The organism is Nocardia sp. NBC_00511, assembly GCF_045161165.1.
Classification (GTDB): Bacteria; Actinomycetota; Actinomycetes; order Mycobacteriales; family Mycobacteriaceae; genus Nocardia.
In genome coordinates this window covers 4,846,516-4,865,725 of the sequence record NZ_CP107849.1, presented here as the reverse complement: position 1 = coordinate 4,865,725, position 19,210 = coordinate 4,846,516, and the positions used below count along the sequence as shown (strand labels likewise).

The following is a 19,210-nucleotide window of genomic DNA, read 5'->3' as shown; positions in this document are numbered from 1 at the left end:
GCTCAGGACTTGTTGCCGCCCAGGCTGAATCGGGTGCCGGTCGGGTCGGCGACGGCGGCCAGGCGGCCGTACGGGGTGTCCTCCGCGGCGGTCTCGACGGAGCCGCCCAGCTCGACCACCTTGGCGACGGCCGCGTCGACGTCCTCGACGCCGAAGTACACCCGCCAGCCACCCGGCACGCCAGGGGGCAGGAACTGAGTGGAGTCCATCACGCCGCCCAGCATCGGGGTGGTGGAATGGATTGTGGTGTAACGGAATTCGGGAGTGTCGGCGATCGTGAACGGGTCCTTCCAGCCGAACACCTCCCGGTAGAACGCCAGTGCGCCGTCATAGGCGGCGGTGTGCAGTTCGAACCACGACGGCGTCCCCACATGATCGGTCCACACGCCGTCGCCGACCGTGCCGCGCGCCTCGAACCCGGTCATCTGCGCGGGCTCCCACACGCCCACGCCGACCCCGCCGGAGTCGCCGAGGATCGCGAAGCGGCCCAGCTCGCCGACATCGCCCACCGGCACCACGACCATGCCGCCGTGCGCGACCGCCGCGTCCGCGGTGGCCTTCGCATCGGAACTCTGCAGGTAGATCGTCCACTGATCGGGCCCGCCGGTCCCGTCGTTGGTCATGCCGCCCGCCACCGCCTTGCCGTCCTTGCGGAAGGTGATGTAGCCGCCGAACTCCTCGCCCGCGCGTTCCGCGGTCCAGCCGAACAGCTCGCCGTAGAAGGCGATGGCGCGATCGGCGTCGGAGGTGAACAGATCTACCCAGATCGGGTCACCGGGTTGCGTCGTATAGGACATGTGAACTCCTCGGATCGGTGGATCGGTCATCCCGGAGATAAAGACGCCGCACACTCCGGAAACTCATCGCAGAACAGCCGCCGGATTCGATATCGCTGCCACAATGTATTTCGTCGCGCGCAGTTATTGGGGGATGCGATGGCTGACCCGCATCGGTCGCTCACCGTCGGCTCGCTGTTCGGGCCGTACCGACTCGACCGGCTGATCGGGCGCGGCGGTATGGGCGAGGTGTATCAGGCCCTCGACATCGCGCACGAACGCGTGGTGGCGCTCAAAGTACTGGCAGCGGCGCTGGCCGGAGATCCGGTGTACCGGAGTCGTTTTCAGCGGGAATGCCGGTCGACGGCGCGGTTGCGGGAGGCGCATGTCATCCCGATCCACGACTTCGGGGAGATCGACGGACGGCTGTATCTCGACATGCGGCTCGTCGACGGGGGAGTGTGCGCGCGCTGCTGAAACGGCAGGGGGCGATGCCACCGGAGGCGGCGGTCGAGCTCATCGGGCAGGTGGCCGCCGCGCTCGACGCCGCACACGCGGGGGGTCTGCTGCATCGCGACGTGAAACCCGACAACATCCTGGTGACGCCGGACGGATTCGCATACCTGGTGGACTTCGGGATCGCCCGGGCCGACGATGACGAGACCCCACCGGTACCGGGAGGGTTGCCGTGCTCGCTGTGCTGATCCTGGTGGCGGTAGTGTCCGTGTTTGTGGGATGGGCTGCGCTGCAAGGGAATCAGCGGGGGATCGCGACTCCTGATGCGACCGCGCTGCATCCGGCGGACGTCGAATTGCTCTCTCGCACAGCCGCGAACGGGTACAAGCGCGCGAACTGTCACCACGCGCACAGCAGTGGCGCGATCGCCTCGTTCCTGTGCGCGGCCAACCCCGCCACGGGTGATCCGGCCGCCCAGTTCCTGCGCTACAGCAGTCTCGACAATCTGAACGACGCCTACATGACCTTCCGGCGCAACTATCGCGCCACCGCCTGCACCGGCGACCCCGCCGGGCCGGACGGTCCGTCCGCCTTCCACGACGCGGAGGCCGGGCGCAAGGCCTGCTTCGTGGATCACGGCGATCCGGCCACACCGAAACCCGCACTGGTGCTGACCAATACGGGACTGCTGGCGATGGCGGTCTACACCTGGGACACGCCGAACGGTGAGGCGCTGCGCGATTACGTGGCACAGCACGACGATCTCGCGCAGTTCCAGAACTCCGCCGGTGCCCAGGATCCGGATTCCTTCACCCCCGCCGACCTCGCCCTGCTCACTGAGGTCGGCGCGGGGTACTCGCGGGCCAACTGCCGCCACGAACACCCGCAGGATCCGAACACCATGGCCGACACCCGGATCGCGTGCAGCCTCGCCGACGGCTTCGCGCTCGCCTTCGTCAGCTATCCCGACCGGCAGACGGCGATCATGCGCTACCAGGCGCGGCTGGCCCAGGTGTCCGGTCGTAGGTGCGGCGGCAGCGGCACCGACGATGGGTGGAACCGCGCGGGCAGTCCGGTCGGCCGCCTCTTCTGCTACGACGACGTCACCGGCAGTGGTCCACAGCATCCCTGCCTGCAAGCCGTGCACAACGACCCGGCGCTCGCGGTAGTGGTGTGCACCCTGCAACCCGATGATCCGCACGAGGGACCCCGGACGGAAGCCGAACTGGGCGCCTGGTTTCAGCGGCAGTTCGGCTAATGGTCGCGGGCGCCGGGCCGCCGACCGGATTGTCCGGTAACTGGATTGTCTTGGTGTTCTCCGGTTTTCCGGGGCAGCGGGTCGTATGGTGGCCCGGTGATTCTGCTCTCGATCGGGCTGATTCTGCTGGGCGTCTTCGCCGTGCGGTTCCATCTGGACCGGCGGCGGGTGAGCAACGGCGTCTATCTGATGCTGGCGGTGGCGTGCACGGGGGTGTGGATACTCGGGTCGGGCGGTGACGTCGATCTGGCCCGGGTGCTGGTGCGGCTGCTGATCGTCTTGTCGCCGCTGGTGGTATTGGTGCTGGCGGGGCTGCTCATCGGCAACGGGCGGGAGATGATCCGGCGCGAAGGGCCCCGGACCGGCAACCTCAGGTCGATCGCGCCCGGATTGGTCCTGCTGATCCCGTATCTGCTGTTGGGGCTCGCCGCGGTCACCGGACAACTGCGCTCCGTCGCCCTGGCGTCGCTGATCATGGCGGTCGGGTACTTCGGATTCGCCTTCGCGAGTTTCCTGCTCTACGCGATGATCTACGGCTGGCTGCCCTATCGGCCGGGCATGGACGCCATCGTCATTCCCGGGTGCGGGTTGATCGGCGCGCGGGTGCCGCCGCTACTGGCCAGCCGCCTCAACCGCGCCATTCAGATCTATTGGGAGGAGGTGGCGGCGGGACGACGTCCGCTGATCATCACCTCCGGCGGCAAAGGCCAGGACGAAGCGGTCGCCGAGGCCTCCGCCATGGCCCGCTACCTGACCGAGCGAGGTATCCCGATCGACTGCATCGCCCGCGAGGACCGCTCCACCACCACTCGCGAAAACCTGCTGTTCATCAAGCGACTGCTCGGCGACCGCGGCTCCTCGACCCGAATGGTGTTGATAACAAGCAACTTCCATGTCCTGCGCACGGCCGTGCTGGCGCGCCGCCTCGGTCTCGACGCCGAGGTGACCGGCGCTCGTACCGCGTTCTACTACCTCCCGAGTGCGATGCTGCGCGAGTTCATCGCGATCGTGGTCGCCTACAAGTGGACCAATGTCGTCGCCTGCCTGCTGCTGGCCGCGCTGCCGCTGGTGCTCGCCCTGCTCACCGGAAAGGCGCCCGCCAGCTACTGGAGTTGAGACCCAGCGCTGGCCTCGCCGGGGCCGGGACTATATGATCGACGCGATGACTACTCATTCCTATTCAGGATCGGGGGCTTCGTACGCGACAGGTGAGTGCTGATGCTCACTTCTCTTGCGAACGAAGACACTTCCCGAATTTCCCTCTGGCGGCGGGTGCGCGAGTACGCGGTTCCGCCCGCGATGATCGAGACCGCCACCGCTAGACGTGTAGTCGGCGACTGGGGCGGGGCATGTGCCGCAGCGGGTTTCGATGTCGATATCGGCATGCGTGCGCTGACGCGGACACACGGCCGGGAGCTGGCCGCTGCTGTGCGGGACGATCTGCGATATCTGGTGCCGGATCTGCTGCGCTGGCATCTGCCCAGAATCGCGCCCGACGGAATGTTGCGGCCGGGTCTGACGATGGCATTGGCCCGGTACCCCACCGATGAAAGCCGTTGTCGCGGTTCCGGTTCGGTGTTGCTGGTGGCTCGGACCGCACCCGCCTGGGCGGATGCCGGGCAGCGGATCAGCCTGGCGCTGTGGGATGAGTCGCTGCCCGGGGCGGGTGCCGCGCTGCATCCGCATCGTCGGCCCGATCGGCGCTTCCGGCTCGACCTGCACCGTCATCTGTGGGATGCGCGTCGGAGTGACGAGCTTCGAATGCGTTCCGGGGCAGTGGGATCCGGCGACCGGTCCGTGCTGGATCCGGAGCTGCTGGAGCTGATGCCGCAGGGCTTCGCCGTCGACCGATGGGCGGCCGAGGCGGAGATGCTGCTGCGGGCTGCGGGGCGTCACGCCGGGCCGGTGCTGGTGCGACTGGGCGCACGCCGTCGAGTCGTCGTGGAGTTCGCGTCGAATGACCCTGTGGTGCTGCGCATTACCCGGCGATATCCGCGCGGCAGCGAATCCGCGCTACCGGTGCTGCCGGATGCGGCCACCTGGCGGCCGCCCGATCTGGATCTACTCCGCGCCGGTGCGATCACTGCCGACCGGTTGCATCCACTGGTGGCTGCCGCGCTGGTTCCGGACCATGTTCCGAGTGAAAGATTCAGTGAGGCAGGCCGTTCGGATCAACCGGGCCTGGTGGAATGTCGCGGTGAGCGGCATCGAATCGGGCTGCGGGACGGCGTACTGACCGCGCTGGATCACGACCCGGTCGAGGTCCGGCGGGAAGAGTTGCTGGTCGCGTTGACCGGCACGCCGCTGCCCTGTCTACAAGCCATCGACCGGGCCCACCGGCACCCGGATTGTCTCGCCGGTGTTCGAGAACGACTGAGCCACGGTGACATTGCCGGTGCGCTCGCCGTGGTCGAGGGTCTGCTCGGTCCCGGTGCGCAGTTGCGTGACGGAGCGCTGCGGGACGAACTCGAAGCCGCGGCGCGGCGGCGGGTCACCTACGGCATGTTCCGTGCCGGGCTGTCCTTCTGCGACCCGCCTGCCGAACAGTGTCGTCGTAGCCCCTATGACCGTACGAATCCGCGGCACGCGATCCATCGCTGACTTTGCTGTCGCGCACCATCCAATTCTTCTGAACCCAAAGGTGATTCACACATGACTGCTATTTCGCTGTGCCCTCCCATGGCCAACCTAGGCCAAGCCTCCCAACTCGATGTCGCCGGGGAACTGCTGGCGCTGCTGGGCGCGGTGACCACCGAGCCGCGCCCGGATACCCAACTCGAAGCGCTGACGCTGGCGGTGGCCGCCGATCTTCCGGTCCTGCTGTGGGGTGAACCGGGCATCGGCAAGACCTCCGCTCTCACCCAGCTCGCCGAGTCCCTGGAACTGCCGCTGACGACGGTGATCGCGAGTGTCCATGAGCCGTCGGACTTTTCGGGCCTGCCGATCATCGGCGACGATCCCGCCGTGCACGGCGTGCCGATGGCTCCACCCGACTGGGCCGTGCGCCTGGTGCGGGCCGGGCGCGGACTGCTGTTCCTCGACGAGTTGTCGACCGCGCCACCCGCCGTGCAGGCGGCGCTGCTGCGCGTCGTCCTCGAACGGCGGATCGGGACACTGCAACTGCCCGCCGGGGTCCGCATCGTCGCCGCCGCCAACCCGCGCTCCTCGGCGGCGGACGGCTGGGAGCTGAGCCCGCCGCTGGCCAACCGCTTCGTGCACCTGCAATGGACACATGATCACGATGTGGTCGTACGCGGTCTGGGCGGCACCTGGCCGCGCGCGCAACTGCCCGCACTGGATGCCGGAAAGCTCTCGGAAGCAGTGGGTTTCGCGCGGCGGGCGGTGTGTGAATTGTTGGCGGCGCGGCCGAACCTGGTGCATCAGATGCCCACCAGTGAAACCCGTCGCGGCGGGGCGTGGCCGTCACCGCGCAGCTGGGAGATGACGCTGCGGCTGATCGCGTTCGCCACCGCGGCGGGTGCCAGCCGGGATGTGCTGTCGCAGTTGGTGCGTGGCACGGTCGGAGACGGGCCCGGCTTCGAATTGCTCACCAGCATCGACCGCATGGATCTACCGGATCCCGAAGTGCTGCTGGCTGATCCGTCCGCCGCCGTGCTGCCCACGCGCGGGGATCTGCGGCAGGCCACCCTCGACGCCGTGGTGGCCGCCGTGCGGAAGCGACCGGAGCGGGCGCGCTGGGATGCGGCGTGGGCACTGCTGGTCAAGGCCGTGGAAACCGGTGCACCGGATCTGGTGGTGGTGCCCGCGACCACCCTCGCCACCCTGCGCCGAAGTGGCTGGGACGTACCGGCTTCCATCGAGGAGCTGGCCGGAATGGTGTCGGTGTCGCAGGGCGCGGATCAGGCGGCGGCCCGGGTCGCGGCGAAGGTGGCGCAATGACGGACACCATGCGGCTGGATGTCGACAAGCTGTACGCCGCTCGCCTGACGGCGGTCCGGGCCCGGCCCTACCTGGCGACCGCCCTGTTCGCGCTGCACATCGTGGAGTCGCCGCGAGTGCCGACCATGGGGGTCGATCGGTACTGGCGGTGCTATGTGTCGCCCGCGTTCGTGGACTCCATGCCGGTCGAGGAGCTGGCATCCGTTCTGGTGCACGAGGTGTCGCATCTGCTTCGCGATCATCACGGGCGCAGCGATCGATTCGCCGTGCGGCACAACCTTTCCGGACCAGCGGAACGGCTGCGGATGAATATCGCCGCGGACGCCGAGATCAACGACGACGCCTTCGGTGACGGCCTGGTGCAACCCGAGAGCGCGGTCACCCCGGCCACGCTCGGCCTGAAGGCCGGTGAGCTGATGGAGGACTACCTGCGTCAATTCCGGCTCGAGCGACTCCCTCCGGGTCTGGCCTGGCTCGACTGCGGCAGCGGCGCGGACGGCTCGGAGCGTGCGTGGGACCTCGGCCCCGACGATGCGGACGGGCTCACCGATCAGCAGCAGGACGCGGTCCGATTCCAGGTGGCGCAGGGCATCATCGGCCGTCCGGGCGCCGCGCCCGCCGGTTGGCGGCGCTGGGCGAAGGAGGCGCTGCACCCACCACAGCCGTGGCGCGAACTGCTGGGAGCCGCAGTGCGCTCGGCGGTCTCCGCCGCGGGCGCGGGCGACGACTACACCTACGGCCGCCCCGCCCGCCGCTCCGCCGCCACCCCCGGCATCGTCCTACCCAGCCTGCGCCGCACCCCACCCCGCGTCACCGTCGTCATCGACACCTCCGGTTCGGTCAGCGACACCGAATTGGGCAGTGCCCTACTGGAAACCGCCGCCGTAACCCGCACCGTGGGCGGCCGCCGAGACCTGGTGACCGTCATGTCCTGCGACACCGCCGCCCGCATCACCGACCCCCTCTGCCGAGCCGAAGGCCTCCCCCTCATCGGTGGCGGCGGCACCGACCTCCGCACCGCCTTCACCAAAGCCCAACGCGCGAACCCACGCCCAGACGTCCTGGTAGTCCTGACCGACGGCCAAACCCCTTGGCCCACCCGCCAACCCACCTCCCGCACCATCATCGGCCTCTTCCGCCGATCCCCCTCCTGGAACGAAAACCGCGACTACACCCCCGACCGCCCACCCACCTGGGCCCGCGTCGTCGAAATCGGCTGACGTTCGCGCTCGGTGCATTTCAGGGCTCGGTTTTCGCTCGGCAATGGGTGGGTGCGGGGCGTGTCAGCGGAGGTTGGGGAGGGGTGGGGGGTAGGTTCACGGCATTTGCTGAATGTTTACTTCGCGGTATTTCCTGGGTTTCAGGAGGTTGTGTGAGCTCGGTTATCGATGATGCGCCGTTTACCGGGTTTCATAAGCGGTTGGCGATTGCTTGTTCGGGTGGGCCGTTGTTGGACGGCTACATCCTGAGCATTGTGGGGACGGCTCTGATCGGGATGAAGCCGGAATTGAATCTGAGTACGGGGCAGGTTCAGTTGATCGGGGCTTCGGCTTTGGTGGGGATGTTCGTGGGGGGTGCGCTTTTCGGGGTGCTCACGGACAAGGTTGGGCGGGAGGTGATGTATACCGCTGATCTGGTTGTCATGGGGGCGTGCTCGATTGCTTCGTTCTGGGCCGAATCCGTTTGGCTGATCGTGGTTTTGCGGTTCGTGCTGGGGATGGCGGTGTCGGCGGACTATCCGATCGCTACCTCTTTGCTGGGGGAGTGGCTGCCGGTGAAGCAGCGGGGGAAGTTGCTCGGGTTTCAGATTGTGGCCTGGTATTTGGGGTCGGTGATGGCGTTCGTGGTGGGGTATCTGCTGCTGACGTTCGGCGGGGACGGGAGCTGGCGGTGGCAGTTGGCCAGCGGGGCCGTGCTGTGCGCGGTCTTCCTGGTCATCAGGCAGAGCACGGCACCGGAATCGCCGCGCTGGCTCGCTCAGCACGGGAAGGCGGACAAGGCCGCCGCGATGGTCGAGAAATATCTGCATGTGAAGGTGGATCCGGCCAGCCTCATCGAGGAAGCCGAGGACGGCAAGGAGGTGCCGCACGGGTCGCTGCGGGAACTGTTCCGGCCCACCTATCGCAAGCGCACCCTGTTCTGTAGCGGCTTCTTCCTGTGCCAGGTGGCGGTGCTGTTCGCCATGCTGACCTTCGGACCGCAGATCCTCGCCTCCTTCGGCATGCCGTCCGGCACCTGGATGGACACCCTCGGCACCGCGCTGATCAGCCTGGTGTTCCTGATCGGCTGCCTGCCCGCCATGCGGCTCATCGACACCGTCGGCCGCCGCCCGGTCATCATCTGGTGCTTCGGGCTGATGGTGATCCCGGTGCTGTTCATCGGCATCTGGCCGACCATGCCCGCGCTGCTCGCGTTCGTCATGCTGCTGCTCTACGCGTTCTTCTGCGGCGGACCCAACGTGCTCGACTGGACGTATCCGAACGAGCTGTTCCCCACCCACATTCGCGCCACCGCAGTCGGTTTCGCCACCTCCATCAGCCGGGTCGGCGCGGCGCTGGGCACCTACCTGCTGCCCTGGGCTCTCGACCATCTCGGTATGGGACCGACCTTCCTGGGCGCGGCCGCACTCACCGCGGCGGGCTTCCTGATCTGCGTGTGGGGAGCGCCGGAAACCAAAGGCCAGCACCTGCAATCGGCTGCCACCGCCCCGCCCGCCACCGTCGCGGCGACCCCGGACGCGGCATGACAACTGTCATGCCCAGGAGGTGATGGTTCGCAGATTCGGTGGGACCCGCACGTCCGTAGCGTCATTTCCTGTAGCGCACAGACCGATTACAGGAGTTCCGATATGACCGCCACCGCCGCGAACACCACCTCGCAGCCGATCGGCAACCGCGCGAACCTGGTGCGGATGCTCGCTCCCACCGCCCGCGACGTCCTCGTCCCGCTCGTCGCCTACTACGCCCTGCACTGGGCCGGATACTCCGACTTCATCGCACTGCTCGCCGGTGCCGTCGCCTCGGCGGTCATGGTGCTCTCCGGCGTGATCCGGGCCCGCCGCCTCGACGCGCTGGCCGCGCTCATCCTGATCGGTTTCGTCGTCGGCCTCGGCGCCTCGATGATCAGCGGCGACCCGCGGCTGATGATCGTGCGAGACTCGCTCACCACCGCGGGCATCGGCCTGGCCTTCCTGATCAGCGCCGTACTCGGCAAGCCGCTCACCTACTCGGCCGCCCGTAAGGCCGTGAGCGCCGACAAGCAGAAGCTGGCCGAGATGGAACACGCCTTCACCACCAACCCGGTGGTGCGCCGCGCCCACAACCGCATCGCCGCCATGTGGGGCGTCGGCCTGGCCGGTGAATCCGCACTGCGCGTGGTGCTGGCCTACCAGCTGCCCATCTCCACCATGGCCTGGCTGTCGACCGTCATGATGGTCGCGACCTTCAGCGTCCTGATGGTGATCACCGCGCGAACCATCAAGAGCATCAAGCGATCCCAGCAGATCGGCGATCAGGGCTACGCTTCGGTGCATGAGTGAGGGTTCGGTCCCCAGGAGCACACTGGCGGGTACCGCTCGAGTAGAAGCGTTCAGCGACGGGGTGATGGCAATTGCCATCACCCTTTTGATTTTGGAGATTCGGGTGCCCGAGCACGAGCCCGGGCGCCTTTTGCAGGCTCTGGGCCATATTTGGCCGTCGTACATGGCATATCTGGCGTCGTTCATGACGATCGGCGTCGTGTGGATGAACCACCACACCTTCTTCGGGCGGCTGCGCAGCATCGATCACGTCCTGCGCTGGTGGAATCTCATGCTGCTGCTGGGGATTTCGCTGGTCCCGTTCCCCACGATGGTGGTCGCGGACAATGTGGTGCACGGGACCCACCGGGACGCGGTGGTCGCGGTGGCGCTGTACGGGATAGTCGGGGTGCTGATGACCGTGCCCTGGGCGCCCATGTGGTGGCGGCTGGCCAAGCGGCCGGAGATGTTGCAGCCCGGTCTGGGTTCGGACTACGCGCGGCGGGAGAGCTGGCGGGCCTGGCCGGGAATTCTGGTCTACGCGGTCTGCATCGGCGTCGGATTCCTCTCGCCGATCACGGCATTGGTGCTGTATCTGCTGGTCTCGACCTTCTATGGCCTGTCCAACAAGAGCTGGACCGGAACGATCGACAGGGACCCGGACGAGGCGGAGGCCTTGCCAAATTAAGCGGATGTGATTAACTGCCCGGGTGGACAGCGTGAGCAAGCCCCCCGTCACCCAGATCGCCTGGGTGGTCGAGGACGTGGCCGCCGGAGAGCGATTCCTGACGACGTTGCTGGGTGCGCGCACCTGGACGCGCATGCCCGACGTGCGCTTCGGCCCCGAAACCTGCACCTACCGCGGCGAGCCCGCCGACTTCACCGCGCACATCGCCCTGTCCTACAGCGGCGACCTGCAACTGGAGCTGATCCAGCCGGTGAGCGGCGAATCCATCTACACCGAGTTCCTGCGCCGCGGCGGCCCCGGCCTGCATCACGTCTGCGTGGAACCCGCCGACTTCGACGCGGCGCTGAAAGACTATGCGGGACAGGGCATCGACATCGTCCAGCAGGGCGATATGGGCGGGCAGATGCGCTTCGCCTACGTCGACGGCGCGGCCTCGGGCGTGCCGTACATCGAACTCGCGGAGGTCGGCCCCAATATGCGGCGGTTCTTCGACCAGATCAAGAAGGATGCGCAGTGAGTACTCGGATACCGGAAACCGTTGCCGCCCAGACCATTACCGAATGGTCCGATGAGGTCGACGTGGTCGTCGTCGGATTCGGCATCGCGGGCGGCTGCGCGGCCGTGGAGGCGGCGGCGCGCGGAGCCCGCGTGCTGGTGCTGGAACGCGCCGGAGTCGCGGGCGGCACCACCGCGCTCGCGGGCGGGCACTTCTACCTCGGCGGCGGCACCGCCGTGCAGGAGGCCACCGGACATGCGGACTCGGCCGACGAGATGTACAACTACCTGCTGTCGGTCGCCCGCGATCCGGAACCCGACAAGATCCGCGCCTACTGCGACGGCAGCGTCGAACACTTCGACTGGCTCGAGGCACTCGGTATCGCCTTCGAGCGCAGCTACTACCCGGAGAAGGCCGTAATCCAGCCCGGCACACAGGGTTTGATGTACACCGGCAACGAGAAGGTGTGGCCGTACCGCGAGCAGGCGGTCCCCGCGCCGCGTGGGCACAAGGTGCCGGTGCCCGGCGACACCCAGGGTGCGGCCCTGGTGATCGAACTGCTGGTGAAGCGGGCCGCCGCGCTCGGCGTCGAGGTGCGCTACGAGACCGGCGTGACCAACCTGGTGCTCGACGCGGACGGCGCGGTGGCCGGGGTGAGCTGGAAGCAGCTCGGGAAAACCGGTGCGGTGCGGGCGAAGTCGGTGGTGCTGGCCGCCGGCGGCTTCGTGATGAACACCGACATGGTGGCCGAGCACGTGCCGTGGCTGACCGAGAAGCCGTTCGTGCTCGGCACCCCGTTCGACGACGGCCTCGGCATCCGGCTCGGGGTCTCGGCGGGCGGCGCCACCCGCATGATGGACCAGGCGTTCGTCACCGCACCGGTGTACCCGCCCTCGAAGCTGCTCACCGGAATCGTGGTGAACCGCAACGGCGAACGCTTCGTCGCCGAGGACTCCTACCACGCGCGCACCTCCGCCTTCGTGCTCGACCAGCCCGGCGCGGTCGCCTACCTGATCGTCGACTCCGAGCACATGGAACGGCCGATGTTCCCGCTCGCGCCGTTCATCGACGGCTGGGAAACGGTCGAGGAGATGGCGAAAGCCCTCGGAATCCCTTACGAGGCACTGAAATCCACCCTCGACGACTACAACACCAACGCGGCCCGGGGCGAGGACCCCGACTTCCACAAGGCCGCCGAATGGTTGCAGCCGCAGGACCAGGGCCCGTGGGCAGCGTTCGACCTCACCCTCGGCAAGGCGCTGTACGCGGGCTTCACCCTCGGCGGCCTGCGCACCTCGGTCGACGCGGAAGTGCTGCGCGACAACGGATCACCCATCACCGGCCTGTACGCGGCAGGCGCGACCTCCTCGACCCTCGCCCAGGACGGCAAGGGCTACAGCAGCGGCACCCAGCTCGGCTCCGGCTCCTTCTTCGGCCGCCGCGCCGGACGTCACGCCGCCAGCCACTCCAGCTGACGCAGCAGCTCCGAGGCGGCCACCGGATCGAAGTCCCCGAAGCGGCCGCCTCGCAGCTCCACACCCCGAATATGTTGCTCCTCAGGCTGATAGCGGTACCCGCCCTCGATCCCCGGGTCCAACACGAGCGTGACCACCCGGCTCGGCCCGAACCGCCGCAGCAGCCGATCGGGCGCGATCTCCCACCCGAACTGCTGCAACCCGAACACCCGTCGCGTCGCCACCCGGCGACCGGCGAAGCGCGGCAGTTGATCCGAGTCCACCTCATCCGGGGTCCAGCTGTACACGGCCCGCTCGAGCTGCTCGAATGGCTGCCGTAAACCATTGCGCACGAACGAATCCCGCCACGAATCGAGTGCCGACCCGAGGTGGAGCGGATGTGCGACACCCACCAGTGCGTCCTCCGGCAGCTCGACCGGCCGATCCGCGGCATCAACGGCTGACCCGTCGAGCTCCACTCGGAACGACCCGGTGACTTCCCCACTCCCGGCGAACACCGCCCACACCAGCCGCCGCCCCAGCTCGGCCACCCCGGCATCCTCGACAACCGTCCGGCGATGCGCCCGACCCCGCCACCTGCGCCCGTCTGTCATCGCCGCTTCGAACCGCCGAACCCGCTCCGGCGCAACCGAACTCCGCCACCGACGATCGATCCGAATGACCTCGGCGACAGCACGCACGCTGCCGATGTCGGCCGGGTCCGGCTGCCCGCCCGATCGCTCCGATTCGGATTCGACCGGCTCCGCATCAGGTGGCAGTGCCTTCGTCTCGGATAGGTCTGGTCGGCCGTCCGGCGAATCAGATTGGGCGGGAGCCGAATGGGCGGCTGCGAATACCGGCCACACAGCCGCAGACGGTGGTGGGGTGGCGGATTCTGCCGTCTCGGGGGACAGGTACGTTGCAGCCTGTCGGGCCCAGACCGTGTCTAGCTCGTCGGCCAATGCCGAGAGTTCCGCTGCCACAATGGATTGCTCGTGGTGGGGTGCGGCGGTGAGATGGGCGCGGGTGCGCACGGTCAGCGGGTCGGGCGGGCTGCCCGGGGCGTCGGCGTCGGCCACCGAGAGCCACGGCGTCATCCGGCCCAAGGCGGGGTTCGCGTATTCCACGCGAATTCCCCAGCGCCACAGTGCGGCCGCCGCGGCGAAGGGGTAGCCGTGTTCGGCGATCCAGCTGTCGATGAAGCGGTCCACGAAGGCCAGTTCGCGTTCGGTGTCGGTGCGGTAGGTGACCGCGGCGAACTGGGTGGCGGCGAAGATCACGGCCGCGCCCTGGGGGAGGCAGCGGCCGTCGGGGGTGTCGAGGTAGCTCGCCGCGGCGTCGGCGAGCTCGCCCAGGCCGTCGATGCGCGCCGCGTCCAGCACCCGTTCCACACTCGGGCGTTGGCGGCGCAGCAGTCGGCGCAGGGCCGGTGTCGGGTTCGGGCGACCCACCCGGGTCGGCAACCGCGCGTCCGTCATACGCGCGATCTTGCCGTCCGGCACCGACAAGGAACGTCAGTCGCGCACGATCAGCGAAACGGCCATCGGGACGAGGATTTCGGCCAGGTCCATCACCGGCGGGCGAGGGTCGGACAGCAGCCACTCGTGGGCCAGGCCGTTGATCGCGCCGATCAGGGCGCTACCGGCCAGTTCCGGGGTGCTGCGGATGTGGGCGCTCGGCCCGGCCAGCGGATCCAGCGCCATGGTGATGGCCCCGACCCAGGAGTGGCGGCGGGTGCGGCGATGCCGTTCCATCCGCTCGCTCACTCCGACGACCTCCACGAACGCCACCTTGGCGCGATGCGGATCCGCGCCCACCGAGCCGAGATACGCGGTCAGCGCCTCGCTCACCCGGGTCGCCGGATCGGTGGAGGGTCCGAGCTGACCGAGCGCGACACCGAGCGCCAGGGCGGCCTCGTCCTGGATCTGGTCGTAGGCCGCGACCAGCACGTCCTCCCGAGTCTCGAACTCTTCGTAGAACTGTCGCTTCGACAGCCCGGCGGCCGCGCACACATCGGCCAGCGAACAATTGGCGTAGCCGCGCTCTCCGAAGATTCGGATGGCCGCGTCGAGGAATCGCTGCCGCCGCTCGGCTTTTCGTTCGGTTACGGCGCGCCCGCCGTACTGCCTGCCTTCGATCGTCACGGTCTATCCTCGAAACTCACGCCCCAAAGGTTACGGGTGAAATTCCGGCATCAGCGTCTAGGGCGCAAACCGTCAAGCATGTGGCCGACCATTTCGTCGAAAAGGCTGTCGGCCTCCCCGGCGTCGACCAGGCCGGAACCGAGGATGGCGGCCAGACCCTGGAGCGCGGCAACCGCGGACAGACAGATGCGCCGTGCCTCGCCCTCGACCACCTCGCCGCGCGCCTGACCGTCGGCGACCATGTCGATCGGCACGGTGAACGCGCGCGCCGCCGCCGCCTCGATGGCGGGGACCGGACTGTTCTTGCGCGCGAACATGAGTGCCAGCAGTTCGGGATTGTCGATGGCGAAGCGCAGGTAGGTGCGGGCCATGGCGCGCAGCCGCTCCAGGAAAGTGCCGGAGGCGGCGGCCTTTTCGAAGTTCGCGCCCAGCCGTTCGAATCCGGCCACGGTCAGCGCGTCCAGCAGGGCCTGCTTGTCCTTGAAATGCCGACTGGGTGCGGCGTGGCTGACGCCGGTGTCGCGGGCGAGCTGCCGCAGCGAGAGTCCGTCGACCCCGGCACCGGCCAGGGTGGCCTCGGCGCGGCGCAGGAGTTCGGCACGCAGGTCGCCGTGGTGATAGGAGCGCGAACTGAGTCTGGGCATGGTGAGAGCAGGATATCGGACACACTCCGCTATGTTGGCGTTGACTACTTTGTTGTCGGTGCCTACATTCGTCGACATGGCAAACGACAGTGCCACCGCGGCGAACGAGCCAGCCCCCGCAGCGCGGCCGACCCCGCGCCCCGGCGTCCCGGCGCGCGGCTGGATCGCCCCGGTGTTCGTGCTCACCCTGCTCTCGATCCTGCTCGGCACCATGTACCTCGGCTACACCTCCGACCCGGAGAAGAACCTGCACGACTTCCCCGTCGCCCTGGTCAACCAGGACGACGGCGACGTCATGAACGGCAAGACGCTCAATGTCGGCGATCAGATCGCCGACGCCCTCACCGCGCAGATCCCGCACGACAAGATCGACCTGCGCCACGTCGGCATCAACGAGGCGCGCCAGCAGCTGGGCAACGGACAGGTCTACGGGGCCATCATCATTCCCAGCGACTTCACCAAGCGGCTGTCCATCCTCGCCGCCGCCTCGGTGGTGCCCGGCGACGTGGAGCGGCCGGTCATCACCGTGCAGACCAACCCGCGCGCGGGCACCTACGCCTCCTCGATCATGCAGCGCATCACCGATCGGGCCATGGCACAGGTGAATACGACCGTCGGCGCTCAGGTCACCGATCAGGTCAAGGCGCAGCTGAAGCCCGCCGCGGGCGCGCCCGCCACCGAATTGTCCGGTGCCGCACGGCTGCAACTCGCCACGCCCATCGACATCGTGGTCAGCCCGTACCGGCCATTGCCCGAGGGCACCGGCCAGGGCCTGTCCGCGTTCTTCTACTGCCTGATCCTGCTGTTCGCGGGCTTCAGCGGGGCCATGATCATCCATTCGATGGTCGACAACGTGCTCGGCTACCTGCCCGCCGAATACGGACCCTGGTTCCGCGCACCGCAACCCATGGCCATCAGCCGCTGGCACACCCTGCTGTGGAAGTGGGCGATGGCCGCGGTCACCGCGCCGCTCATGTCCGGCATGTTCCTGATCATCGCGAAACTGATCGGCATGCCGATCGACCATCCGCTGCCGCTGTTCCTCTACGGCACCCTGGCCGTCGCCGCGGTGTGCGTGACCGGGCTGTCGGTGCTGGCCGCGTTCGGCACCGCCGGACTGCTGATCAACATGATCGTGTTCGTGGTGCTCGGCCTGCCCTCGTCCTCGGGTTCCATTCCCATCGAGGCGATTCCACGGCCCATCGCCTACCTCGCGCACTTCGAGCCCATGCACCAGATCTACCTGTCGGTGCGCGCCATCCTGTTCTTCGACGGGCACCTGGAAGCCGGATTGAGCACCGGCATCTGGATGACGCTGTTCGGGCTGGCGCTGGGGCTGCTGCTGGGCGCGGTCGCCACCCACACCTATGACCTGCGCGGACTGTACCGGCTCGGCGTGCCGCATCGGCCGGTCGCGCCGCTCGATCCGGAGCCGGTGGCCGCCGCGGCCGGGTAGACGGCCAGTCGCGCTGACCCACAGGGACTTTCGGCCCTGTTCGTTGCCGACCTGTGACAGAGATACTGGGGCAGGGCACCGAATTACTCATTGCGGAAGATGAGTGTGGGGCGGTTACATGGTGATGGCTTCATCGCAGTTCGACCAGCTGACAGGACAGTTCCTGCGTGCCGTCCGGGACGCGGGCGGTGGTCTCGTCGCGGTGTGCGCGGCCTGCGTGCGGGTGCTGCCCGTGCGCGGGGCCGCCATCGTGCTCGAGGAGCGCGACGCGGGCATGCAACCCTGGTGCGCCAGTGACGAACTCGCCGATCGTGTGGAATCGGCGCAAGCCACGGCAGGGGAGGGGCCCGCGGTCGCGGCGGTCGCCGACGGCATGCCGGTGCTGCTGGCCGACCTCGGGCACGACTGCGAACAGTGGCCCGGGTTCGCCGAAGCCCTCGCCGGACTGCCGGTTTCGGGCTCGATGCTCGCGGTGCCGTTGCGGCTGGGCGCGATTCGGCTCGGTGCGGTCGACCTCTACCGCGATGCCGTAGGCCGTCCGGGCCCGCGGCTGATGTCGGCGGCATTGCACGTCGCCGATCTGGTCACCGCCAGCCTGATCCTGGCCAGTGGCGGTGAGGCGCACCGGTGGTCACAACCGTTGTCCAGCCAGTGGATTCACCAGGCGGCGGGCATGACCAGCGCCCAGCTGGGTATCGGTCGAGACGACGCCTGCGCCCGGCTGCGCGCGCACGCGTTCACCCTGAGTCTGCCGCTGGTCGAGGTGGCGCGGCGCGTCGTGGACGGCAGTCTGCGGCTGCCGGATGAGTGAGATCCGTTCAGTCGGTCAGTGTGACGCAGTGGCTTTGAAGCCTCGGGGCACCAGGATCACGGTCAGCACGGCGACCGTGCCGACCATCGCCGCGGAGATCCACGAGGTGGTGGTCAGCGCGGCATCGTAGGCGTGCTGCGCGATGTGCAGGACCTGATCGCCCGCCGTGCCGCCCACCCGGTCGGCCACATAGGCGGCCCCGCCGACCGAACCGCGCGCCTCGTCGAGTTCCGCGCCCTGCAAAGGCAATCCGGTCATGTGGTTGGTGAACAGGCGGCCGTGGATGCTGCCCAGCAGCGCGACACCCAGGCCGATGCCCAGCTCGTAGTTGGTCTCCTCCACCGCACCGGCCTGCCCCGCCCGCTCGGCGGGCACCGCCGCGACCAGCACCGCCGCCGCCGTGGTGATCGCGATGCCGTCGCCGATACCCAGGCAGAACAGCACGAACGCCACGATCGGATAGGTGGTGTCGGGGACCGCGGCCAGCACCACGAAACCCGCTGTCAGCGCGCCCAATCCGAAGCCCATCAGGAATCGCACGCCGAGTCGCTGCATCAGCCACGGGGTGGACAGCGAACCGAACAGCACCGCGATCGCGGCGGGCAGCGTGCGCACCCCGGCCTCCGACGGCGAGTAACCGTGGATGTATTGCAGCCACAACGAGATCAGGAACAGGGCCGCGCCGATGGCGAGCATGGCAAGCAGGGTGGCGAGCGCGGCGGCGGTGAAGGCGCGATTGCGGAACAACCGCACATCCAGCAGCGGGTCGGGGGATTTCAGCTGGCGGTAGGCGAACAGACCCAGCAGCAGGAACGCCGCCACCAGGATCACCAGGTCCGTCGCGGCCGGATTGCCCTTGGCCACATGCTTGATGCCCCAGGCCAGTGCCACCACGCCCAGCACCGACACCAGCGCGCTGGTCCAGTCCAGCCGGCCGTGGTGTGGCGCACGGTATTCCGGCAGCAACCACACCCCGGCGGCCACCGTGATGATCACCACCGGCACGTTCAACCAGAACGCCGCCGACCAGCCGAACGACTCCACCAGGTGCCCGCCGATGAGCGGGCCGATGGCCGCGCCCGCACCGGCGACCGAGGCCCAGATGCCGATGGCGAGGGTGCGCTCCTTGTCGTCGGTGAAGATATTGCGGATCAACGACAGCGTGGAGGGCATCACCATGGCGCCACCGACGCCCAGCAGGGCGCGGCCGACGATCAGCTGCGCCGGGGCGTGCGCGGTGGCCGCGACGATGGACGCCAGCCCGAACAGCACGAATCCGGCCAGGAACAAACGCTTTCGGCCGTAGCGGTCACTGATCGCACCGCAGGTGATGAGCAGACCGCCGAGCACCAGACCGTAGAGGTCCACGATCCACAGCTGCTCCATCGGGCTCGGCGACATGTGGTCGATGAGCGACGGCAGCGCCACATTCAGGATCGTCGCGTCCATCGCGACCAGCAGCAGGCTCGCGCACAGCACCGCGAGCATGGCCCAGCGACCGGTCGGAGCGGATGCCGCCGCATCGGGCAGGTCCTCGGACACCTCGTTCGGGGGAGAGCTGTCCACCGGTTCCCGCCTCCTTGACTCGGCCGCCTATCCAGCTGCTGGCA

17 protein-coding genes and 1 pseudogene are annotated in these 19,210 nt (G+C 68.3%); 13 read left to right on the top strand and 5 right to left on the bottom strand.

All coding sequences use genetic code 11. The features are described 5' to 3' along the window. Positions 1 to 2: 2 nt before the first annotated feature. A complete protein-coding gene (locus tag OG300_RS22830) occupies positions 3 to 797 on the bottom strand; it encodes a VOC family protein (protein WP_405484749.1) in 795 nt (264 codons plus the stop codon). 138 nt (positions 798 to 935) lie between these two features. On the opposite strand from OG300_RS22830, the pseudogene OG300_RS22825 reads away from it, so the two are divergent. From OG300_RS22825 to OG300_RS22775, 11 genes and pseudogenes are all read left to right on the top strand, one after another. Beyond that, a pseudogene (locus OG300_RS22825) lies at positions 936 to 1,438 on the top strand (serine/threonine-protein kinase); the annotation flags it as partial. Positions 1,439 to 1,506: 68 nt separating this feature from the next. Further along, positions 1,507 to 2,490 carry a hypothetical protein gene (locus OG300_RS22820; protein WP_405484747.1) on the top strand — a complete coding sequence of 328 codons (984 nt, stop codon included), beginning with the start codon at positions 1,507 to 1,509 and terminating at the stop codon, positions 2,488 to 2,490. 96 nt (positions 2,491 to 2,586) lie between these two features. Further along, a complete protein-coding gene (locus OG300_RS22815; protein WP_405484745.1) occupies positions 2,587 to 3,606 on the top strand; it encodes a YdcF family protein in 1,020 nt (339 codons plus the stop codon). Between the two features lie 102 nt (positions 3,607 to 3,708). Then, positions 3,709 to 5,091 carry a hypothetical protein gene (locus OG300_RS22810; protein ID WP_405484743.1) on the top strand — a complete coding sequence of 461 codons (1,383 nt, stop codon included), beginning with the start codon at positions 3,709 to 3,711 and terminating at the stop codon, positions 5,089 to 5,091. A gap of 51 nt (positions 5,092 to 5,142) precedes the next feature. Next, positions 5,143 to 6,390 (top strand): AAA family ATPase, encoded by a 1,248-nt coding sequence (locus OG300_RS22805; protein WP_405484742.1) that lies wholly within the window; start codon positions 5,143 to 5,145, stop codon positions 6,388 to 6,390. Then, entirely contained in the window at positions 6,387 to 7,610 is a 1,224-nt protein-coding gene (locus OG300_RS22800; RefSeq protein ID WP_405484740.1) for a DUF2201 family putative metallopeptidase, read from the top strand. Before OG300_RS22805 ends, OG300_RS22800 begins: the two co-directional genes overlap by 4 nt. A 47-nt stretch (positions 7,611 to 7,657) precedes the next feature. Further along, complete coding sequence (locus OG300_RS22795) at positions 7,658 to 9,136, top strand: MFS transporter (RefSeq protein WP_405484738.1); 1,479 nt, start codon at positions 7,658 to 7,660, stop codon at positions 9,134 to 9,136. 102 nt (positions 9,137 to 9,238) lie between these two features. After that, positions 9,239 to 9,928 (top strand): VC0807 family protein, encoded by a 690-nt coding sequence (locus tag OG300_RS22790; protein ID WP_405484736.1) that lies wholly within the window; start codon positions 9,239 to 9,241, stop codon positions 9,926 to 9,928. Next, complete coding sequence (locus tag OG300_RS22785; protein WP_405484734.1) at positions 9,921 to 10,595, top strand: TMEM175 family protein; 675 nt, start codon at positions 9,921 to 9,923, stop codon at positions 10,593 to 10,595. Before OG300_RS22790 ends, OG300_RS22785 begins: the two co-directional genes overlap by 8 nt. Before the next feature lie 31 nt (positions 10,596 to 10,626). After that, positions 10,627 to 11,112: a VOC family protein gene (locus tag OG300_RS22780; RefSeq protein WP_405484732.1), complete on the top strand. Its 486-nt coding sequence runs from the start codon at positions 10,627 to 10,629 to the stop codon at positions 11,110 to 11,112. Further along, positions 11,109 to 12,566 carry an FAD-binding protein gene (locus tag OG300_RS22775; RefSeq protein ID WP_405484731.1) on the top strand — a complete coding sequence of 486 codons (1,458 nt, stop codon included), beginning with the start codon at positions 11,109 to 11,111 and terminating at the stop codon, positions 12,564 to 12,566. Before OG300_RS22780 ends, OG300_RS22775 begins: the two co-directional genes overlap by 4 nt. On the opposite strand, the gene OG300_RS22770 is transcribed toward OG300_RS22775, so the two are convergent. Genes OG300_RS22770 through OG300_RS22760 form a run of 3 tightly spaced genes read right to left on the bottom strand, consistent with a single transcriptional unit; the run spans position 12,542 to position 15,333 of the window. Then, positions 12,542 to 14,023 carry a DUF4132 domain-containing protein gene (locus OG300_RS22770; RefSeq protein WP_405484729.1) on the bottom strand — a complete coding sequence of 494 codons (1,482 nt, stop codon included), beginning with the start codon at positions 14,021 to 14,023 and terminating at the stop codon, positions 12,542 to 12,544. The two genes, OG300_RS22775 and OG300_RS22770, sit on opposite strands and share 25 nt — an antisense overlap. A 36-nt stretch (positions 14,024 to 14,059) precedes the next feature. Next, complete coding sequence (locus tag OG300_RS22765; RefSeq protein ID WP_405484727.1) at positions 14,060 to 14,689, bottom strand: TetR/AcrR family transcriptional regulator; 630 nt, start codon at positions 14,687 to 14,689, stop codon at positions 14,060 to 14,062. A gap of 50 nt (positions 14,690 to 14,739) precedes the next feature. Beyond that, on the bottom strand, positions 14,740 to 15,333 hold the full coding sequence (locus OG300_RS22760; protein WP_405484725.1) for a TetR/AcrR family transcriptional regulator: 594 nt from the start codon (positions 15,331 to 15,333) through the stop codon (positions 14,740 to 14,742). Between the two features lie 76 nt (positions 15,334 to 15,409). Between OG300_RS22760 and OG300_RS22755 the strand changes: the two genes are divergently transcribed. Beyond that, on the top strand, positions 15,410 to 16,789 hold the full coding sequence (locus OG300_RS22755) for a DUF3533 domain-containing protein (protein WP_405484723.1): 1,380 nt from the start codon (positions 15,410 to 15,412) through the stop codon (positions 16,787 to 16,789). A 124-nt stretch (positions 16,790 to 16,913) separates the two neighbouring features. Beyond that, positions 16,914 to 17,600 carry a GAF and ANTAR domain-containing protein gene (locus tag OG300_RS22750; protein WP_405484721.1) on the top strand — a complete coding sequence of 229 codons (687 nt, stop codon included), beginning with the start codon at positions 16,914 to 16,916 and terminating at the stop codon, positions 17,598 to 17,600. A gap of 15 nt (positions 17,601 to 17,615) precedes the next feature. Here OG300_RS22750 and OG300_RS22745 read toward each other — a convergent pair whose 3' ends face one another. Beyond that, positions 17,616 to 19,166: an MFS transporter gene (locus OG300_RS22745; protein ID WP_405484719.1), complete on the bottom strand. Its 1,551-nt coding sequence runs from the start codon at positions 19,164 to 19,166 to the stop codon at positions 17,616 to 17,618. Between the last annotated feature and the right edge of the window lie 44 nt (positions 19,167 to 19,210).

Bases quoted from the DNA above. Each gene is read 5' to 3' on its own strand.
- OG300_RS22770 (WP_405484729.1), bottom strand. From the start codon at position 14,023: ATGACGGACGCGCGGTTGCCGACCCGGGTGGGTCGCCCGAACCCGACA.
- OG300_RS22760 (WP_405484725.1), bottom strand. From the start codon at position 15,333: ATGCCCAGACTCAGTTCGCGCTCCTATCACCACGGCGACCTGCGTGCC.
- OG300_RS22830 (WP_405484749.1), bottom strand. From the start codon at position 797: ATGTCCTATACGACGCAACCCGGTGACCCGATCTGGGTAGATCTGTTC.
- OG300_RS22785 (WP_405484734.1), top strand. From the start codon at position 9,921: ATGAGTGAGGGTTCGGTCCCCAGGAGCACACTGGCGGGTACCGCTCGA.
- OG300_RS22750 (WP_405484721.1), top strand. From the start codon at position 16,914: ATGGCTTCATCGCAGTTCGACCAGCTGACAGGACAGTTCCTGCGTGCC.
- OG300_RS22800 (WP_405484740.1), top strand. From the start codon at position 6,387: ATGACGGACACCATGCGGCTGGATGTCGACAAGCTGTACGCCGCTCGC.
- OG300_RS22810 (WP_405484743.1), top strand. From the start codon at position 3,709: ATGCTCACTTCTCTTGCGAACGAAGACACTTCCCGAATTTCCCTCTGG.
- OG300_RS22805 (WP_405484742.1), top strand. From the start codon at position 5,143: ATGACTGCTATTTCGCTGTGCCCTCCCATGGCCAACCTAGGCCAAGCC.
- OG300_RS22790 (WP_405484736.1), top strand. From the start codon at position 9,239: ATGACCGCCACCGCCGCGAACACCACCTCGCAGCCGATCGGCAACCGC.
- OG300_RS22755 (WP_405484723.1), top strand. From the start codon at position 15,410: ATGGCAAACGACAGTGCCACCGCGGCGAACGAGCCAGCCCCCGCAGCG.